Origin of the sequence: Kitasatospora sp. NPDC091335, assembly GCF_044757205.1 — a bacterium.
Taxonomy (GTDB): Bacteria; Actinomycetota; Actinomycetes; order Streptomycetales; family Streptomycetaceae; genus Kitasatospora.
Map to the genome: position 1 here is coordinate 204,299 of NZ_JBIVUM010000007.1, position 15,119 is coordinate 219,417.

The following is a 15,119-nucleotide window of genomic DNA, read 5'->3' on the forward strand; positions in this document are numbered from 1 at the left end:
GGCGGCGTCCGCGCGCGGGGGCGGCACGGGGATTGGTAGCGTGATCGTCATGACGGAGCTGGAAGAGCTGGTCCTGACGCCCGGCGAGCGGGCCCAGGGGGTCCCGGTCGACCGGGTGGTGTTCACGATGGACTGGACCGGTGAGGACCGCCCGGGCCTGCTGGCGGCGTTCGTGGCCGGTCGGGTACGGGCCTTCGGAGTGGAGCCGGCGGGCGTCGACACCGATGCCGTCCGCCACGCTGCCGAGACCGACCCGGCGCTGGTCCGCGGCGATCTCCCGGTCCGTCTGCTCGATCACCTCGCCGGTGTGCTGGCGGATCTCGGCTGCACGCTCGCGGTGTGGGACAGCGGCACCGACTCCTACGAGGTGCTGGTCGCGCCGACCGGTGAACGCGAGCTGAGCGGGCTGACGTACCAGGGCCTCCCGGTACGGGCCTGGGGCCCGGAACCCGAGGAGACCCTGGTCAGCCTGAACTGCCCGGGCTGCGCGCAGATGCTGGTCTGGCAACTGCCGCCGGCCGAGACCCTGGCCGACGAGCACTGCGACTGCGGAGCCGCGTTGTTCGACGCCTCCGGGCAGCCGCTGCCCGGCGTCACTCTCCACGACTGAGCCGCCCGGCTCCCGGCCCCGGCCTCTTGCTGACGAAAAGTCAGCAATCTCCGTCCACTGTCTTGACGGCACACCGTCACGCCCTGGAACGTATGGAGCCCAGAAACGCCGTGTGCTCCCCGGCCCCCACCGCCCCGGAGCCGCGAGAGGACGCCCTCTCGCCCCCTCACCGAGGAAGAGGCCTTTCCCCCATGCGCTTCAGCCGTCAGTTCGCCGTCATCCCCGCCGCCGCCTGCGCCACCGCCGCGCTCGCGCTGGCCGCCGTCCCCGCCTCCGCGTCGCCGGAGTCCCTCGCCGCCGGCCCGGTGCTCACCACCGGGAGCGCGGGCGGCGCCGCCGTCGCGGCGGGCGACGCACTCGCCGCGCCGCTCACCGCGGGCACCTCCGCCACCTTCTACTCGACCGCGACCAGCACCACCGGCGTCACCTGCGCCACGTCGAAGCTCTCGGCCACGGTGCTGGACAACCCGGCCGCGCCGGGCACCGCGACCGAGTCGCTGACCGGGCTGACCTTCGGCTCGTGCACCGCCAACGTCACCGGCGTCACCTCGGTGCGCAGCCTGACGGTCGGCCACCTGCCGTACGGCGTCACCGTCTCCGACGCGCCCGGCCTGCCGGTCACCCTCAGCGGCGGCTCCGCCGGGGCGATCCAGGCCACCGCCGTGCTGGACTCCTGGTTCGGCACCCTCACCTGCACCTACGAGCTGAGCGGCGCGTTCACCGGCAGCGCCGACAACGCCGCGCACAGCCTGGCCTTCCGCAACGAGCACTTCGCCAAGAGCGGCGGCTCGACGCTCTGCCCGGCCGACGGCTACTTCTCCGCGACGTACGGCCCGGTCGCGGACACCAGCCGGCCGGGCAGCCCGGCGGTCTTCGTCAACTGACCGTCCCCGGTGCCGCCGGCGAGCGCCCGTCAGCGGGCGTCCGCCGGCGCGCCGGTTCCGCCGCCCGGGCCCCGCGCCGCACCGAACTCCCGGGCGGCGGCCCGGAGCACGGTGATCAGCGCCAGCAGCATCAGCACCCCGTGCGCCGGCATCGACAGGTACGGCGCCACGCCGGGCGCGATGAACTTGAGGTAGCTGCCGAAGGACGAGAGCTGGACCAGGACCGGCAGGTACCAGAGCTGCCGCGGGAGCCGGAACGCGACGAGCACGCTGAGGACGTCCGCGGCGTAGAAGTAGCGCTCGTGCATGGACGGCAGCAGGAACGGCACCGCGATCGCGAAGACGGTGGCCGCCAGCAGGATCCCGGTCCCGGTGAGCCCGGCCCGCCCGCCGCCGCCCCCTTCCGCTTCCGCTTCCGCCGCGCCCTCGGTGCGCCGTACGGCCCGGACCACCAGGCCGGTCAGCACCAGCACCAGCACGCCCGCGGCCAGGACGCCCGCCCTGCGCACCGGCCCCTCCTCCCCGGCCGGCACCGAGACGAACTGGTAGACCGACGGCGCGTTGAGCGTGAGGTCCTGGTAGGTCCCGGTCTGCCGGGCGTACACCGTCAGCAGCGGCCAGGGGTCGGCGCCGAGCAGCAGGGCGGGGACGTCGAGCGCCAGGTACGCGGCCGGGACGGCCAGCAGGCTCCGCCACGGCACCCGCCCGCACAGGACGACGACGAGCAGCAGCGGGAACAGGAAGACCGCCTGGAGCTTGAAGGCCAGGGCTGTCCCGAAGAACGCGCAGGACCACCAGGGCCGGTCGCGCAGGAGGTGGTGGACGCCTCCGAGCAGGAAGACGGTGAAGATCGCGTCGGCCTGGGCCCACCACCCGCTGTTGGTCACGACCGTGGGCAGGAACAGCACGGTCACCGCCGCCGCGAGCGGCCGCCAGGGCCGGTGCGGCCACCGCGGCGAGACGATGCGGTGGGTGTAGTACGCCAGCGCCAGGTCGAAAAGGACGGACAGGCACTTGACGGCCGCCAGCGCCGGGACCGGCAGGTAGCCGAGCGCGGCCATCAGGTACAGGTAGGGGACGTTGTAGTCCGCGAACCCGATGTCGCCGAGGGCGTGGAATCCGCCCTGCGCCTTGATGTACCGGTACCAGGGGTCGAGGAAGTAGTGCCAGTCCGACGACTCGTACTTCAGCAGCAGGACCCGGACCAGCAGCGCGACCGCCACCGCGGACACCGCGACCAGGGCCAGGACCACCGGATCGACCGGGTGCGGAGGTGCGGCGCCCCGGCCCGGCCCGGTCCCCCGGCGGTCGCCTCGGGCATCGCCGTGGCCTCCGGCATCGCTGTCGGGTCGGGCGTCGCCGTGGTCTCGGGCACCGGTGTCGGGCCGGGCTGGGCAGTGGGTCATACCCCCAGGACGTCGCACCCGCCCGAAACGGATGACAACGGTCCGGCCCCGATGTCCGCGGGCCGCCACCGCCCCCGCGGGCGGACCGGGTCCGCACCGCCGCCGCCCGCCCCCACCGCGCTCAGCGCGCCCACTCCGCCCCTTCGTTCACCCAGACCCGCAGCATCCGCCGGGCGTACCGCCCCGGTTCGTCGACGAACGGCGAGCGCCCGTGCAGCACCCTGCTGTTGCGGATGACCAGCAGGTCCCCCGGGCCCATCGGCAGCCCGAAGGCGATCTCCGGCCGGTAGAGCACCTCGTCCAGCACCCCCAGCGCCTCCCACTGCCGGTCCGTCAGCTCGGGGCCGCCGCGGTCGGGGGACGAGCGGACCGTACGCGTCTGGTAGTAGCAGCCGATCGTGCCGTCCTCGCGGTCGTACAGGATCGGGGTGACCACCAGCTGCGGGCCCGGCCGGCCGGTGCGGTCGAAGGTCCAGTCCTCGCGCAGCGTGGCCAGCGCGTCCGGCCGTTCCCGCTCGATCAGGTCGTGGACGTGCCGGGCGCTCGCCAGTCTGGTCAGCCCGCCGCCGTCGAAGGCGGGGCGCAGGCAGAGCAGGACCACCAGGTCGCAGGTGTCGCTGTGGAAGCCGAGTTCGGTGGTGCCGTCGCCGTCCTGGTCGCGCAGCACGGCGGTGAGGTCGCCGCGCCCGTTCTGCGGGACGATCCGGCCGAAGTCCCGCAGCAGGAAGGACAGTGCCCCGGTGATCTCCTCCTCCGGGCGGGCCGGGTCCACCAGGCCACCCACGTGGGTGACTCCGACCGATTCGGCGGCGTCCCGGACGAACGCGCGCAGCCGGGCCCGCACCTCCCCGGCGGCACCCCAGGCCCCGGCCCGCAGGTCGGCCCGGAGCAGCCGCCGTTCGCGCTCCTCCAGCGAGAGCGACCACAGCTCCCTGCGGGCCTCCAACTCCAGGCTGCTCCAGCCGATTTCGGCCACCGCTTCGATGTCCTCTCCACTCGCTGCCGGCCGCCGCCGGCGGCCCCGGGCCCTCGTCGATCCGTCCGGCCGCGTTCTCCACCGGCCGCTCCGTGCCGGAGGTCACCCCGGCCCGTCCCCCCTCCGGCCCGCTCCGGCCGGCCGGGACGCCACCACCCCGGGGTCGCCCACCAGGTAGCCGTCCAGCAGCGCCCGTACGGGCAGCCGACCGGCCAGCTCCCAGGCCAGCATGCGGTGCAGGCCGTCGAGGTGGATCAGGCCGCCCCGGCCGGCCAGGCCCGCGTAGTGGGGGTGGTCGACCGGGCTGGTGCTGAGGAGCAGCGGCGTGAACGGCTCCCCGCGCAGCAGCCGGACCTTCGCCGCGCAGACCGGGTTGGCGGCGGCCCAGCCGGTCCCGGCCGCACGGATCCGCTCGGCCGCCTCGCCCACCGTCAGCCCTGAGCGCGGGACCAGTTCGAGCTCCCCGCCCTCGCTGAGGTGCCAGGGCAGCACGACGCCCAGGACGTCCGCCCGGGAGAGCCGGATCCGCCACCAGCTTCCGAGGTCGCGGTCGACGCGGTCGAGGTTCTCCTCGGCGTAGCCGTTGCTGTTCGCCTCGTGGGCGCGCTCCACCGGGTGGTCCCGCAGGTAGGCGTCGTGGACCTCGGAGTAGGCGACGGCGGTGACGATCTCCACGGCAGTGCTCCTCAGACGGTTCCGGCGTGCTCAAGGCCAACGCGCTCAAGGCCGACGTTCCCAAGGCCGACGCGCTCGGTGCCGGCCTGCCCCGTATCGGCGCGCCCGGTGTCGGCGCGCCAGGGGCCGGCGCGCCCGGCGAGGTTCCGCGCCGCGGACGGCCCGCCGCCGAGGTCCTCGCCCCCTCCGGAGTACAGCGTCACCGAACCGGTCCTCTCGTTCCGTTCGCGGCCACGACCGCGGCGCGATCGCCACGAAGAGGCATACGCCGATCACCCAAGGTAGTCCGCCAGGAGTATGAACCGGCCCTCGCGTCCACGACAAGACCGCTGCCGCCCCATGGACACCTTCCCGCCACCGGACCGTTCAGCTCCGGCCACGCGTCGATTCCCGCCCCGGAGGCAACTCCGGGCCGGTTCCGCCCCGGTGATTCGCCGCTGGAACAGCGGATGCGGCACAGTGAGGTCATGAGCGACAGGAGCCACCCCGCCCCGGGACCGGTCAGGCGGCGCCCGGTCCAGCAGCGCAGCCAGGAGCGGTACGGCCGCGTCCTGGACGCCTGCGCCGGCCTGCTGGACGAGGTCGGGGCGACGGCGCTCACCACCAAGGAGGTCGCCCAGCGCGCCCAGGTGCCGATCGGCACCCTGTACCAGTTCTTCGCCGGCAAGGAGGACCTGCTGGCCGCGCTCGCCACCCGCAACCTCGACCACTACCTCCGGCGCCTGGACGCCCGGCTGGCCGCCGCCGCGCCGGTCGGCCCCGACGTCTTCACCGACCTCGCGGTGGAGGAGTTCGTGGCGATGAAGCGCACGGTGCCGGGCTTCGGCCTGCTGGACTTCGGCCTGGCCGGACCGGCCGTCCCCACCGACGTCCGGGACGACCGCCACCTGCTGGATCCTGGCGTGGACAACAACACCGCCGTCGCGCTGCGGCTCCAGGCGCTCGGCGGCGAACTGTTCCTGGCGGGCGACCCGGCGGCCACCACGGTGACCCTGCGGGTGGCCCTGGAGGCGGCCGACGCGGTGCTCAAACTGGCCTTCCGGGAGGCCCCGGACGGCGATCCGGCGCTGATCGCCGAGTGCAAGCGGTTGGTCCGCGGCTACCTCGCGCAACAGCCGTCCGCCCGCTGACCCCCGGCCGCGCGGGCCCCCGGAGGACCCGCCCGCCCGAGGCGTTGCGAGCCCGCCGCGCCCGCAGCACAGTGGATAGCGGAACGGCCGCGGAGGCGGCCGGGCACGCTCGACCGGAGGAGCAGACCATGCACGCAGCGGTAGGTGACCAGCTCCACATCCACAGCAGGGCGGTGGGCATGGTGGACCAGAAGGGCGAGATCGTCGAGGTGCGCGGCGCCGACGGCCAGCCGCCGTACGTGGTCCGCTTCGAGGACGGCCACGAGGGTCTGGTCTACCCCGGCCCGGACTGCAACATCGAAGAGCGCCAGGCGGGACGCTGACCGACTCCTCGGCCGCCTCGCCCCGTGCGAGGCGGTGAGGAGCGGTGTCCGCCCCCACGACCCCGCTGCCCGGGGCACTCGCCGGGCTCGCGCCACTGCTGGACCACTACGGGTACCTCGCGGTGGCGCTGCTCGTCCTGCTGGACAACTGCGGCGTCCCGGTGCCCGGGCAGACCGTCCTGGTGCTGGCCTCGGTGTACGCCGGCACCGGGCACCTGGACTTCGCCGCGGTGCTGCTGATCGCGGCCGGCGCCGCGGCGCTCGGCAACGGCCTCGGCTACCTGGTCGGCCGCACCGGCGGACGCGCCTTCGTCCACCGCTGGGGCCGCTACGTGCTGCTCACCCCGGCCCGGATGGAGCGCGCGGACGACTTCTTCGCCCGGCACGGCGGCAAGGTGGTCACGGTCGCCCGCTTCGTGGACGGGCTGCGCCAGTACAACGGCGTCATCGCCGGGACCAGCGAGATGCCCTGGCGCCGGTTCCTCCCGTACAACCTGCTCGGCGCGGTGCTGTGGACGGCCGTCTGGGGCACCTTCGGCTACCTCGCGGGGGCCCACATCGGCACGGTCTACCACACGGCGCTGCGCTACCAGGTCTGGTTCGCGGTCGGGCTCGGCGTGCTGGTCGCGGCCTTCCTGCTGCGCCGGGTGCCGTGCTACCGGCGCCGGCGCACCGGCGGGGACGAGGGTGCCACCGGGGAGGGCCCCGGCGGGCGCGGCGGCCGGCCCGGCTAGTGCAGCGGGAACACCTCGAACGGCACCGCGAAGCGCGTCCCCAGCCGGCTGCCCGCGCCCCGGCCGAAGCCCTCCAGGAATTCCCGCGGCTCGGCCATCGCCCCGCCGAGCCCGGCCAGGTACGCCCTGTGCTCCTCCAGCGAGGCGACGCCCCGGTCGAAGTGCCCGGTGGTGTCCACCGCGTGCCTGGCCTCCGGCGAGGCCGCCGCCCAGATCTGCCGCACGCCCTCCCAGGGCTCGTGGCCCTCGGCCAGCAGCTCGCGGAACACCCAGCGGTTCCCGGCGTCCCTGACCCCGTCCAGGGTGGCCCGGCCGACCGCGATGTGGTCGGCCTGGTTGAGGAACACCCCGCCGTAGGTGTCCCGGAAGTTGCCGGTGAACACGATGTCCGGCCGGTGCCTGCGCACCGCCCGCGCGATGTCCCGGCGCAGCGGCAGCCCGTACTCCACCACGCCGTCCGGGTAGCCGAGGAACTCGACGGTGTCGACGCCGACCACGCGTGCCGAGGCGAGCTGCTCGGCCTCGCGCAGCGGCCCGCACTCCGCGGGGTCCAGCGAGTCGATGCCCGCCTCGCCGCTGGTGACCATGACGTAGACGACCTTCTTGCCCTGCGAGGTCCATCGCGCGACGGCCGCGGCCCCGCCGTACTCCATGTCGTCGGGGTGGGCGGCGATCGCCAGCGCGGTCTGCCAGTCCTCGTCGACGGGCTCGAAGGGCTCGGGGGCCTGCTCGGTCATGCGGCTCGTTCCTCTCGCTACGGCTCACGGCCGTACGGGCATTCGGATATACGGAACTTATCCATCCGTATCACCCGCGACTTTAGGAGACCCGTTTCCCCCACGCCCCGTCAGACACCGCAGCACCCGGGCGGCTTGCCTCTGACGCAGGCGTCAGGGGTTAGCGTCCGTGCACCGCGCGGCGGCACCGGCCGCCGTCCACCCGTCCTCTCCGAGGAGCGCCGCCATGGCCCTGCCCACCACCGCCCGCGTCGTCCGGCTGACCACCGCACCGTCCGGGCTGCCCACCCCCGGGGACTTCACCGTGGCCGAGGAGCCGCTGCCGGCGCCCGGCCCCGGGGAGGTGCTCGTCCGCAACCGGGCCTTCCTGGCCTTTCCGGCGCTGCGCACCCTGGTCGGCGGCGGGGGTACCGGTCTCCAGGTGCCGCACATCCGGCCTGGGGACGCGCTGTTCGGGCCGGCCCTCGGCGAGGTGCTGGCCGCCCCCGAGGACGGGCCGCTGCGCCCCGGTGACCTGGTCACCCACCTCGCCGGCTGGCGGGACCACGCGGTCGCCGAGGCCGCGCGGTTCACCACCGTCCCGGCGGACTTCCCGGATCCGCTGGCGCTGGTCTCCACCTCCTCGTCCGCCTACGGCGCCCTGACCCGCACCGTCGAGGTGCGCCCGGGCGACGTGGCGCTGGTGACGGGCGCGGCGGGCTCGGTCGGCACGATGGCCGGGCAGATCGCCCGGCTGCTCGGCGCCTCCCGGGTGATCGGCACCACCCGCTCGCCCGCCAAGGCGAAGCGGCTGACCGACGAACTCGGCTACGACGCGGTGCTGGTGCCCGGTGAGCGGCCGTTCGCCGAGCAGCTGGCCGAGGCCGCCCCCGACGGGCTCGACGTCGTGCTGGACCTGGTCGGCGGCGAGCAGCTGACCGCCGCCGTGGACGCGGCCCGGCACGGCGCCCGGTTCGCCCTGGTCGGCGCGCTGGACGGCCAGCTCGCTCCGGAGCGCCTGGGCGGCGACGCCCCGACCGTGGTCGACAGCTTCCGGATCGTCACCCACGGCCTGACCCTGCGCGGTTTCATCGGGCCCGACCACCCGGACCTGGAGGCCGAGTGGCGCGAGCGCTTCGCCGGCTGGCTGCGCGCCGGGGAGATCACCTTCCCCTGGACGTCGGTTCCGGGCATCGACCGGGCCCCCGGAGCGTTGACGAAGCTGTTCACCGGGGACACCTTCGGAACGACCATCGTGGAACTCTGAAGGCTCTGACGACTCTGACGACCAGGGAGCGGGCATGCGGATCGGGGACGCGGCAGCGGCGGCGGGCACCACTCCCAGGGCGCTGCGCTTCTACGAGCAACGCGGCCTGCTGCACCCGCCGGCCCGCTCCGCCTCGGGCCAGCGCGAGTACGGCCCGGCCGAGGTCGCCCGGGTCCGGGTGATCCGCCGGCTGCTGGCCGTGGGGCTGACGGTGGACGACCTGGCCAGCCGCGCCCACCGCCTCGACCTGCTCGGCCAGGAGCCGCCGTTCCGCTGCTCGGAGTCCCCCGGCCCCGACACCTTCGCCCCCGTGGTCCATGCCCGGCTGGCCGCGCTGGACGCCGAGATCGCCCGCCTCACCGCGCTGCGTGCCAGGCTCGTCCGCCACCTCACGACGGGCGGCACGGAGGTCCCGGCCGGGGGCTGAGGCCGCGGGGAACGCATTCGCCCGGGACCTCCGCTACGGGGGTGCGCGAGGTACCGGGCGAGGGCGTGGGGTGCGGTCAGGTCGGGTCGGCGGCGAGCAGGGGGTCCGCGGCGGGGGCGGCGGGGGCCTCCTGCCCGGGCCAGCTGATCCGGGTGGCGCACAGGGAGACGATCGCGGCCGAGGCGGCGACGGCGGCCATGCCCCAGAGCAGGCTGGTGGCGCCGGCGATGAAGCCGATCACGGCGGGGCCGGCCAGCAGTCCCGTGGTGCCCATGGCGGCGACCAGCGAGAGGGCGTCGGCGCCCTGCCGGGCGGCGGCGACGTAGACGCACGGGGTCACCGCGGCGACGCCGAGGCCGACGCAGGCGAAGCCGATCAGGGTCGGCGCCACGCCGCCGACCGCCAGTGCCAGGGCGAGTCCGAGGCCGGCCAGCAGGCTGCCGGTGCGCACGATCCGGGCGTCGCCGAAGCGGGTGCGCCAGCCGTCGGCGAAGATCCGGGCGCAGACCATCATCACCGAGACCACCGCGATGCCCAGCGGGGCGAGCCCGGCGCCGGCGTGCACGTAGTCCTTGAGGTAGAGCGCCGACCAGTCGTTCATGGCGCCCTCGGTGACGGTGCCGAACACCATCGCCAGGCCCATCCAGAGGGTCGCGACGGTCGGCAGTACGAATCCGCGGCGCTGCTTCTTCTCCTCCGGTGCGGCGGCCGCGTCCGGGCCGTCCGCCAGCAGTCCGGACCTGGCGGCCACCACCAGGACGGCGAGCAGCGCCGCGGCCAGCCCGAAGTGCACGGCGAGGGTGCCGGTGAAGGCGTTGACGCCCGAGGCCAGCAGGGCGGCGAGCAGCGAGCCGGCGCTGAAGGTGGCGTGCAGCCGGGACATCGTGGTCCGCTCGAAGCGGGCCTCCAGCGCGGCGCCCTGGGCGTTCATCGCGACGTTCAGGCAGCCGACCGCGACGCCGTCGAAGAACAGCACCAGCAGCGTCACCGGGTAGTTCGGCACCACCGACAGCGCGAGCAGGATCACGCCGAGGGCGAGGGCGGACAGCACCGAGAGCAGCCGGGAGCCGATCCGCCGCATCAGCACCGCGACCAGGGGGAAGGACACCGCCGCGCCGATTCCGCAGGTCATCAGCAGCAGACCGATCTGGGCCTCGCCCAGGTCGAGCCTGGCCTTGAGCGCAGGCACCCGGGAGACCCAGGTCGCGTACTGGAATCCGAGGACGAAGAACAGTGCGCCGATGGCCACTTGGGACCGGCGGAAGTCGTCGCGAACGGGGGACATCGGTATCAGCCCACTTCGGCTCTGGAGTGCGGCCCGGGGAGCGGGCCGGTGGAGTGCGGCGGCGCGGCCGGGACGGGGTCCAGCGGCATCGCCATGTAGACCGCCCGGGGGCCGTAGCTCTCGGGGAGGTCGATCTCGGGCCGGGCGCGGTAGCCCAGCGGGGTCCACAGCACGTGCGAGCCGCGGACGGCGACCAGCGAGACGGTCCGGTAGCCGGCCGCCCTGGCGGTGTCCTCCAGGTGCCGGAGCATCCGCAGGGACAGGCCCCGGCCGCGCAGGTCCTCGGAGATCACCAGGTCGTGCGCGTGCATGTTGGCCGGCCGCTCGCCCGCTCCCCCGTCCCCGTCCTCGCTGCGGCTGAGGTCGGGGCAGCGGAACAGCGGGTACGGCAGGGCGAGCAGGTAGCCGCCCAGGCCGCCCGCGTGTTCCAGCACGAAGCAGGTGTCGGGCGAGGCGCGGTGCCGGGACCGCAGCGCCTCGTACCCCTCGGAGAGGCCGCTGGCGGCGTAGGCGCGCTCCTCCAGCGCGACCACGCCGTCCCAGTCCTCCTCCCGGAGCAGCCGGATGCGCGGTCCGGTCGGAGCGTCGACGAGCGTGCCGGTCATGCGGTGCCTCCCTGTCGGCCCGCGCCGTCGCCGCCGATGCAGCTGTACGGAAGCGGCGCGAAGCCGTTGAACCCGCGGGTGGCGTAGGCCGTGGCGTACGCGCCGCAGGAGTGGATCCAGACCGGGTCGCCGGAACCGATCGCGTGCGGGACCCGCACCAGGCCGCCCTCCTGCGCGTACGCGTCGTCGCTGTCGCAGGTCGGTCCCGCCACCACGGCGTTGACGAACCGGCCGCCGGGGTGGGTGGGGAACTCCAGCCGGTACTGGAGCTGGTCCATCTCGTACAGGCCGTTGAACTTGCCGCAGCTGAGGTAGAGCCAGTCCTGCCTGGCGTCGTCGAGCCCGTGGCGGGAGGTGAGCCGGGCGACGTGGGCGCGGATCGCGCCGTGGTCTGCCACCAGGTGGCGCCCCGGCTCCACCAGGAACTCCAGCGGCGCGGCGCTGACGGCGCGCAGCCGCTCCATGCCCTCGCGGATCGCCGTGAACATCTTCTCCAGCGGCGGTTCGAGCGGGCTCCCGTGCCGGTCGAGGACGCCGAGGGCGGGCAGGCCGCCGCCGAGGTTGATCGTGGTCGGGGTGATGCCGCGCCAGTTGAGCGCCTCCAGCACGGCGGCCAGCGAGTCCATCGCGGCGCCCCAGGCCTCGGCGGTCATCTGCTGGGATCCGACGTGCACGGACAGCCCGGACGGGACGAGCCCGGCCGCACGGGCCTCGCCCAGCACCCGCAGCGCGTCCTCGGGCGAGCAGCCGAACTTGTGGCTCAGGCCCCACAGCGCGCCTTCGCCGGTGGTCGCGATCCGGCAGAACACCCGTGATCCCGGGGCGTGTTCTGCGATCGCCGCGACGTCCTCCGGGCTGTCGGTGGCGAAGTCCCGCACGCCCAGCCGGTGGGCCTCGGCGATGTTGCGGTCGGACTTGATGGTGTTGCCGTAGTGGATCAGTTCGGGCGCGACCCCGGTGCGCAGGGCCTGGACGATCTCCTGCGGGCCGGCCGCGTCGAAGCCGGAGCCGAGCCCGGCGAGGTGGTCGAGCACCTCGTCCACCGGGCAGGCCTTCATCGCGAACCGGACGGCCACGCCTGGCAGTTCGGCGCGGAGCGCAGCGTACTGCCGGCCGATGCCGTCGAGGTCGTAGATGATCCGGTCGTCGGTGGCCGCGGCGAGCGCGGCGCGCAGCGCGGTCCGGTCGTGCTCGTCACGGCGGGGCGCTTCGATGCGCACCACGGAGACGGACGGGGCACGGTGCGTGGTCTTGATGGCGGTCTGGTGTGTCACGGTGAGCTCCCGGTCCGGCTAGCGCGGCAGCCGGTCGGCGGGGGTGGCCCTGCTCGCCCGCACCAGCGGGCCCCACGCGTCGATCAGCACTGCGAAGTCCTCGATGTCCGCCTGCGCTTCGTCGAGCAGGCCCGCCCTTCGGGGCGCCAGGTGGTCGGCGAACTCGGCGTACTTCCCGCCGAGCCGCCGGTAGCAGCGGTCGAGTTCGGCGAGCCTGCGGTGGTTCTCCGCGCGGTCCGTCGCGGCGCTGCGACGGGCGGAGTCGGCGATCAGCCCGGGGCGGACGCGGTGCTGTTCGTCCAGCAGGGCCTCGCCTGCGGCCTCCATCTCGGAGTAGACCGGGTAGAGGTAGAGCATGGAGAGGAGGAACTTGGCGTAGCGCAGCTGGTAGGCGGTGAAGCCGGGGCCGGTACGCCGTTCCGGGGTGTGGTAGTTGACGATGTGGCGGTTGTGGGTGACGCCCGGCAGGGTCGCGTCGCGCACCAGGTGGTGCAGGAAGTAGTCGCTGCCGATGGTGTCGGTGGCGGGCGGCAGCGGCACCCTCTCGTACACCTCGCGGTCCAGGCCGATGTTGCACATGTCGATGCGCCAGATGTCGGGCAGGTCGAGCACGGCGCGGTCGGCGGTGAACGGCTCGGTGCCGCCGCCGGTGAAGGAGTCGGCGACGAGGTCGCGCTTCTCCCGCTCGCTCGCGCCGGTGGGCGCCCAGAGCGCGACCACGTCGTGGTAGGCCTCGGGGTCGAGCTCGCGGATCTCACCGACGTCGACGGAGAGTTCGCCGACGAAGGAGGCGCCGACCAGGGCGACCTCCTTGTCCGCGTGCACCGGGTCGAGGTTGTTCTCGGTGACGGCGGCGGCCGCGTCGGCGGCCTTCAGCCCGAGCGTGGCCAGCTCGTGCTCGATCGGGAACACCGGTTCGCCGTCGAGCAGTTGGTAGCGGCTGTCGGAGTCGCGTCGGTGCACCGACGCGCAGCCGAGTGCGGCGGCCAGCAGGAACGCCCGGTTGGTGCAGGCACCGTAGGAGACGGCTTCGGGCAGCATCAGCTCCAGCAGCCGGTCCTGGCCGGCCGCGCCGGAGCGCTCGATCACCTCGCGCAGGAAGGTGCGCTGGGCGTCCTCGTCCAGGTGGTGGGTCAGCACGCCCTCGGCGGCGGGCAGGGCGGCGAGGGCCGCGGCGTGTCCGGCTCTGGCCGCGGGGCCGGCGGAGTCCAGCACCAGCAGGTGCACCCGGACGCCGAACCGCCGTACGGCGAAGGCGGCTTCGGCGCCGATCGCGGTGATGGCGTCCGCGCACTCGCGGTTGGTGGGCAGGGTCAGACAGACGTCGCGCATTCCCGCTCCCCCGTGACACTCCGCCGGTCCGTCGCGTGTTCCTCGAAGGGCTTGCCGCTCCAGGACCGCAGGCCGAGCAGCTTCTCCCCCAGCTCGGTGAGTTCGGCGGTCGGGTAGCGCTGCGCCTCCGGCCGGTCGGCGTCGCCGACCAGGGTGCGGTTCCAGTCCGGCGTGGCGAGCGTGCGCCAGGACTCCACCCGGGAGCGGCGCAGCTTCTCGGACTCCTCCAGTGCGGGCATCATCGACAGGTACTGCACCGCGCGCACGCCGTTCTCGGAGGTGTTGCGCTCGACGCCGTGGGCGAGCAGGCCGTTCCAGATCAGCAGGTCGCCGGCCTTCAACTCGGGCCGCACGACGGGGAACTCGTCCCGGTCGACGTCCGGGCGGATCGGGTCGCGGCCGGCCGGCTGGGCGGCCTGCCACTCGTTGAAGCGGCGGAACAGCTCCGGGTCGCACTGGAAGCCGCCGTGGTCGGGGGCGGTGTCGTCGAGCGCGACGATGCCCTGGACGCGCTGCGGCAGGATGCCCCGGGTGGTGTCGACGTCCCAGTGCAGCTCGATGTCGAAGCCGCGGTCGGTGGGCTCGATCAGCGCGCGGTCGCGGTTGCGCACGTTCGGCGGGTTGAGGTTGAGCCGGTCGAGGGTGACCCAGAGCTCCTCGCAGTCCCACACGTCCACGAAGGCGTCGTAGACGCGCCGCGCCTGGCGGCTGTCCCAGATCAGCTGGTGGTGGTAGGCCTCGACGAAGCCGTAGATGTGCAGGTGCCGGTCGAGTTCGTCGCGGTACTCGCGCTCCCGGTACCAGTCCTCGGGGCGGTCCGGCGACAGGCCCTGGAACTCCCAGGCGAAGTCGAGGAGTCGGCGCGCGGCACCGGCCGGGATCGCCTCCTTCACCACCACGTAGCCGTAGGTCTGCCAGAACGCGAGGTCCTCCTCGGAGAGCACGCGCAGCGGGTGCTTCTTGCGGATCTCGCGCAGGGCGGTGGGGGCGAGGTAACTCTCGGTGTCGGCACTGAAGTAGGGGCGCTCCGAGGCGGCCCGGTACAGGTATTCCCCGGCTGGTCCGTCGGCGTGTTCGGCTGGGCTCGGCATGGGCGGTCACTCCGTGGTTCGTGGTCGGTGCAGCGCTTCCTCATGCGCCAGGCGCGGGCACGGCGGGTGGGCGGCCGGGCTCCGGCCGCGACGGGAATACGGCGCGCGGACCGGGGGGCCGTCCGTATGCGCTCCTTCTCGCCCTGCCAACGGGCGCGGAGCAGCACCACGTCAGGGGGCCAACTCACCCGCTCGGCAAGGCCTCTCACCCCTCATCAGCCTCTGCCGAACCGCGCTCCCCTACGTTGGACTAGACCAACTAATGGTGTCAACCCTTTCCAGCGGGTTACCGATTGGGAAATCAGCGCAGTTCAAGGCGCCTCTCGGGGTTCGCTTTATGTTTCGGAGACTGACATAAGCGGGGGTATGTTTCCGCAATTGACA

The 15,119-nt window shown here is 74.0% G+C and carries 17 protein-coding genes; 7 read left to right on the top strand and 10 right to left on the bottom strand.

All coding sequences use genetic code 11. The features are described 5' to 3' along the window. The first annotated feature begins 49 nt into the window (after positions 1-49). Complete coding sequence (locus ACIQOW_RS17415) at positions 50-610, top strand: hypothetical protein (protein WP_401085436.1); 561 nt, start codon at positions 50-52, stop codon at positions 608-610. Between the two features lie 191 nt (positions 611-801). Next, positions 802-1,494, top strand: a complete 693-nt coding sequence (locus ACIQOW_RS17420; protein ID WP_401085439.1) for a Tat pathway signal sequence domain protein — start codon at positions 802-804, stop codon at positions 1,492-1,494. Positions 1,495-1,523: 29 nt separating this feature from the next. Here the strand turns inward: ACIQOW_RS17420 and ACIQOW_RS17425 are convergent, their stop codons facing one another. From ACIQOW_RS17425 to ACIQOW_RS17440, 4 genes are all read right to left on the bottom strand, one after another. Continuing rightward, entirely contained in the window at positions 1,524-2,747 is a 1,224-nt protein-coding gene (locus tag ACIQOW_RS17425) for a glycosyltransferase 87 family protein (RefSeq protein ID WP_401085441.1), read from the bottom strand. A 274-nt stretch (positions 2,748-3,021) separates the two neighbouring features. Next, positions 3,022-3,876, bottom strand: coding sequence for a TauD/TfdA family dioxygenase (locus ACIQOW_RS17430; protein WP_401085444.1), 855 nt, complete (start codon positions 3,874-3,876; stop codon positions 3,022-3,024). A 102-nt stretch (positions 3,877-3,978) separates the two neighbouring features. After that, positions 3,979-4,551 (bottom strand): DUF6309 family protein, encoded by a 573-nt coding sequence (locus tag ACIQOW_RS17435; RefSeq protein ID WP_401085447.1) that lies wholly within the window; start codon positions 4,549-4,551, stop codon positions 3,979-3,981. A gap of 11 nt (positions 4,552-4,562) precedes the next feature. Then, on the bottom strand, positions 4,563-4,754 hold the full coding sequence (locus ACIQOW_RS17440) for a hypothetical protein (RefSeq protein ID WP_401085450.1): 192 nt from the start codon (positions 4,752-4,754) through the stop codon (positions 4,563-4,565). 264 nt (positions 4,755-5,018) lie between these two features. On the opposite strand from ACIQOW_RS17440, the gene ACIQOW_RS17445 reads away from it, so the two are divergent. The 3 genes from ACIQOW_RS17445 (at position 5,019) to ACIQOW_RS17455 (ending at position 6,738) form a co-directional block, all read left to right on the top strand. Next, on the top strand, positions 5,019-5,681 hold the full coding sequence (locus tag ACIQOW_RS17445) for a TetR family transcriptional regulator (RefSeq protein WP_401085453.1): 663 nt from the start codon (positions 5,019-5,021) through the stop codon (positions 5,679-5,681). Between the two features lie 128 nt (positions 5,682-5,809). Beyond that, entirely contained in the window at positions 5,810-6,004 is a 195-nt protein-coding gene (locus ACIQOW_RS17450; RefSeq protein WP_188301385.1) for a DUF1918 domain-containing protein, read from the top strand. Positions 6,005-6,048: 44 nt separating this feature from the next. After that, on the top strand, positions 6,049-6,738 hold the full coding sequence (locus ACIQOW_RS17455; protein WP_401085456.1) for a DedA family protein: 690 nt from the start codon (positions 6,049-6,051) through the stop codon (positions 6,736-6,738). On the opposite strand, the gene ACIQOW_RS17460 is transcribed toward ACIQOW_RS17455, so the two are convergent. Further along, entirely contained in the window at positions 6,735-7,475 is a 741-nt protein-coding gene (locus ACIQOW_RS17460; protein WP_401085459.1) for a PIG-L deacetylase family protein, read from the bottom strand. The two genes, ACIQOW_RS17455 and ACIQOW_RS17460, sit on opposite strands and share 4 nt — an antisense overlap. Positions 7,476-7,701: 226 nt before the next feature. Between ACIQOW_RS17460 and ACIQOW_RS17465 the strand changes: the two genes are divergently transcribed. Both ACIQOW_RS17465 and ACIQOW_RS17470 read left to right on the top strand, forming a co-directional pair. Next, positions 7,702-8,721, top strand: coding sequence for an MDR family NADP-dependent oxidoreductase (locus tag ACIQOW_RS17465; protein ID WP_401085462.1), 1,020 nt, complete (start codon positions 7,702-7,704; stop codon positions 8,719-8,721). Between the two features lie 34 nt (positions 8,722-8,755). Then, on the top strand, positions 8,756-9,148 hold the full coding sequence (locus ACIQOW_RS17470) for a MerR family transcriptional regulator (RefSeq protein ID WP_401085463.1): 393 nt from the start codon (positions 8,756-8,758) through the stop codon (positions 9,146-9,148). 76 nt (positions 9,149-9,224) lie between these two features. Here ACIQOW_RS17470 and ACIQOW_RS17475 read toward each other — a convergent pair whose 3' ends face one another. The 5 genes from ACIQOW_RS17475 to ACIQOW_RS17495 form a co-directional block, all read right to left on the bottom strand. Beyond that, the gene (locus ACIQOW_RS17475) at positions 9,225-10,433 is read right to left on the bottom strand and encodes an MFS transporter (protein ID WP_401085466.1); all 1,209 of its coding nucleotides are present in this window, start codon (positions 10,431-10,433) and stop codon (positions 9,225-9,227) included. A gap of 5 nt (positions 10,434-10,438) precedes the next feature. Next, positions 10,439-11,038 (bottom strand): GNAT family N-acetyltransferase, encoded by a 600-nt coding sequence (locus ACIQOW_RS17480; protein WP_401085469.1) that lies wholly within the window; start codon positions 11,036-11,038, stop codon positions 10,439-10,441. After that, positions 11,035-12,213 carry a type III PLP-dependent enzyme gene (locus ACIQOW_RS17485; RefSeq protein ID WP_401085882.1) on the bottom strand — a complete coding sequence of 393 codons (1,179 nt, stop codon included), beginning with the start codon at positions 12,211-12,213 and terminating at the stop codon, positions 11,035-11,037. The genes ACIQOW_RS17480 and ACIQOW_RS17485 overlap by 4 nt, the downstream gene beginning before the upstream one ends. A 117-nt stretch (positions 12,214-12,330) precedes the next feature. After that, the gene (locus ACIQOW_RS17490; protein WP_401085472.1) at positions 12,331-13,644 is read right to left on the bottom strand and encodes a DUF6271 family protein; all 1,314 of its coding nucleotides are present in this window, start codon (positions 13,642-13,644) and stop codon (positions 12,331-12,333) included. Then, a complete protein-coding gene (locus ACIQOW_RS17495) occupies positions 13,626-14,735 on the bottom strand; it encodes a phytanoyl-CoA dioxygenase family protein (protein WP_401085475.1) in 1,110 nt (369 codons plus the stop codon). The genes ACIQOW_RS17490 and ACIQOW_RS17495 overlap by 19 nt, the downstream gene beginning before the upstream one ends. Between the last annotated feature and the right edge of the window lie 384 nt (positions 14,736-15,119).

Excerpts from the sequence above, each read along its gene's own strand:
- ACIQOW_RS17415 (WP_401085436.1), top strand. The coding sequence starts at position 50 with ATGACGGAGCTGGAAGAGCTGGTCCTGACGCCCGGCGAGCGGGCCCAG.
- ACIQOW_RS17420 (WP_401085439.1), top strand. The coding sequence starts at position 802 with ATGCGCTTCAGCCGTCAGTTCGCCGTCATCCCCGCCGCCGCCTGCGCC.
- ACIQOW_RS17445 (WP_401085453.1), top strand. The coding sequence starts at position 5,019 with ATGAGCGACAGGAGCCACCCCGCCCCGGGACCGGTCAGGCGGCGCCCG.
- ACIQOW_RS17450 (WP_188301385.1), top strand. The coding sequence starts at position 5,810 with ATGCACGCAGCGGTAGGTGACCAGCTCCACATCCACAGCAGGGCGGTG.
- ACIQOW_RS17460 (WP_401085459.1), bottom strand. The coding sequence starts at position 7,475 with ATGACCGAGCAGGCCCCCGAGCCCTTCGAGCCCGTCGACGAGGACTGG.
- ACIQOW_RS17465 (WP_401085462.1), top strand. The coding sequence starts at position 7,702 with ATGGCCCTGCCCACCACCGCCCGCGTCGTCCGGCTGACCACCGCACCG.
- ACIQOW_RS17470 (WP_401085463.1), top strand. The coding sequence starts at position 8,756 with ATGCGGATCGGGGACGCGGCAGCGGCGGCGGGCACCACTCCCAGGGCG.
- ACIQOW_RS17475 (WP_401085466.1), bottom strand. The coding sequence starts at position 10,433 with ATGTCCCCCGTTCGCGACGACTTCCGCCGGTCCCAAGTGGCCATCGGC.
- ACIQOW_RS17480 (WP_401085469.1), bottom strand. The coding sequence starts at position 11,038 with ATGACCGGCACGCTCGTCGACGCTCCGACCGGACCGCGCATCCGGCTG.
- ACIQOW_RS17490 (WP_401085472.1), bottom strand. The coding sequence starts at position 13,644 with ATGCGCGACGTCTGTCTGACCCTGCCCACCAACCGCGAGTGCGCGGAC.
- ACIQOW_RS17495 (WP_401085475.1), bottom strand. The coding sequence starts at position 14,735 with ATGCCGAGCCCAGCCGAACACGCCGACGGACCAGCCGGGGAATACCTG.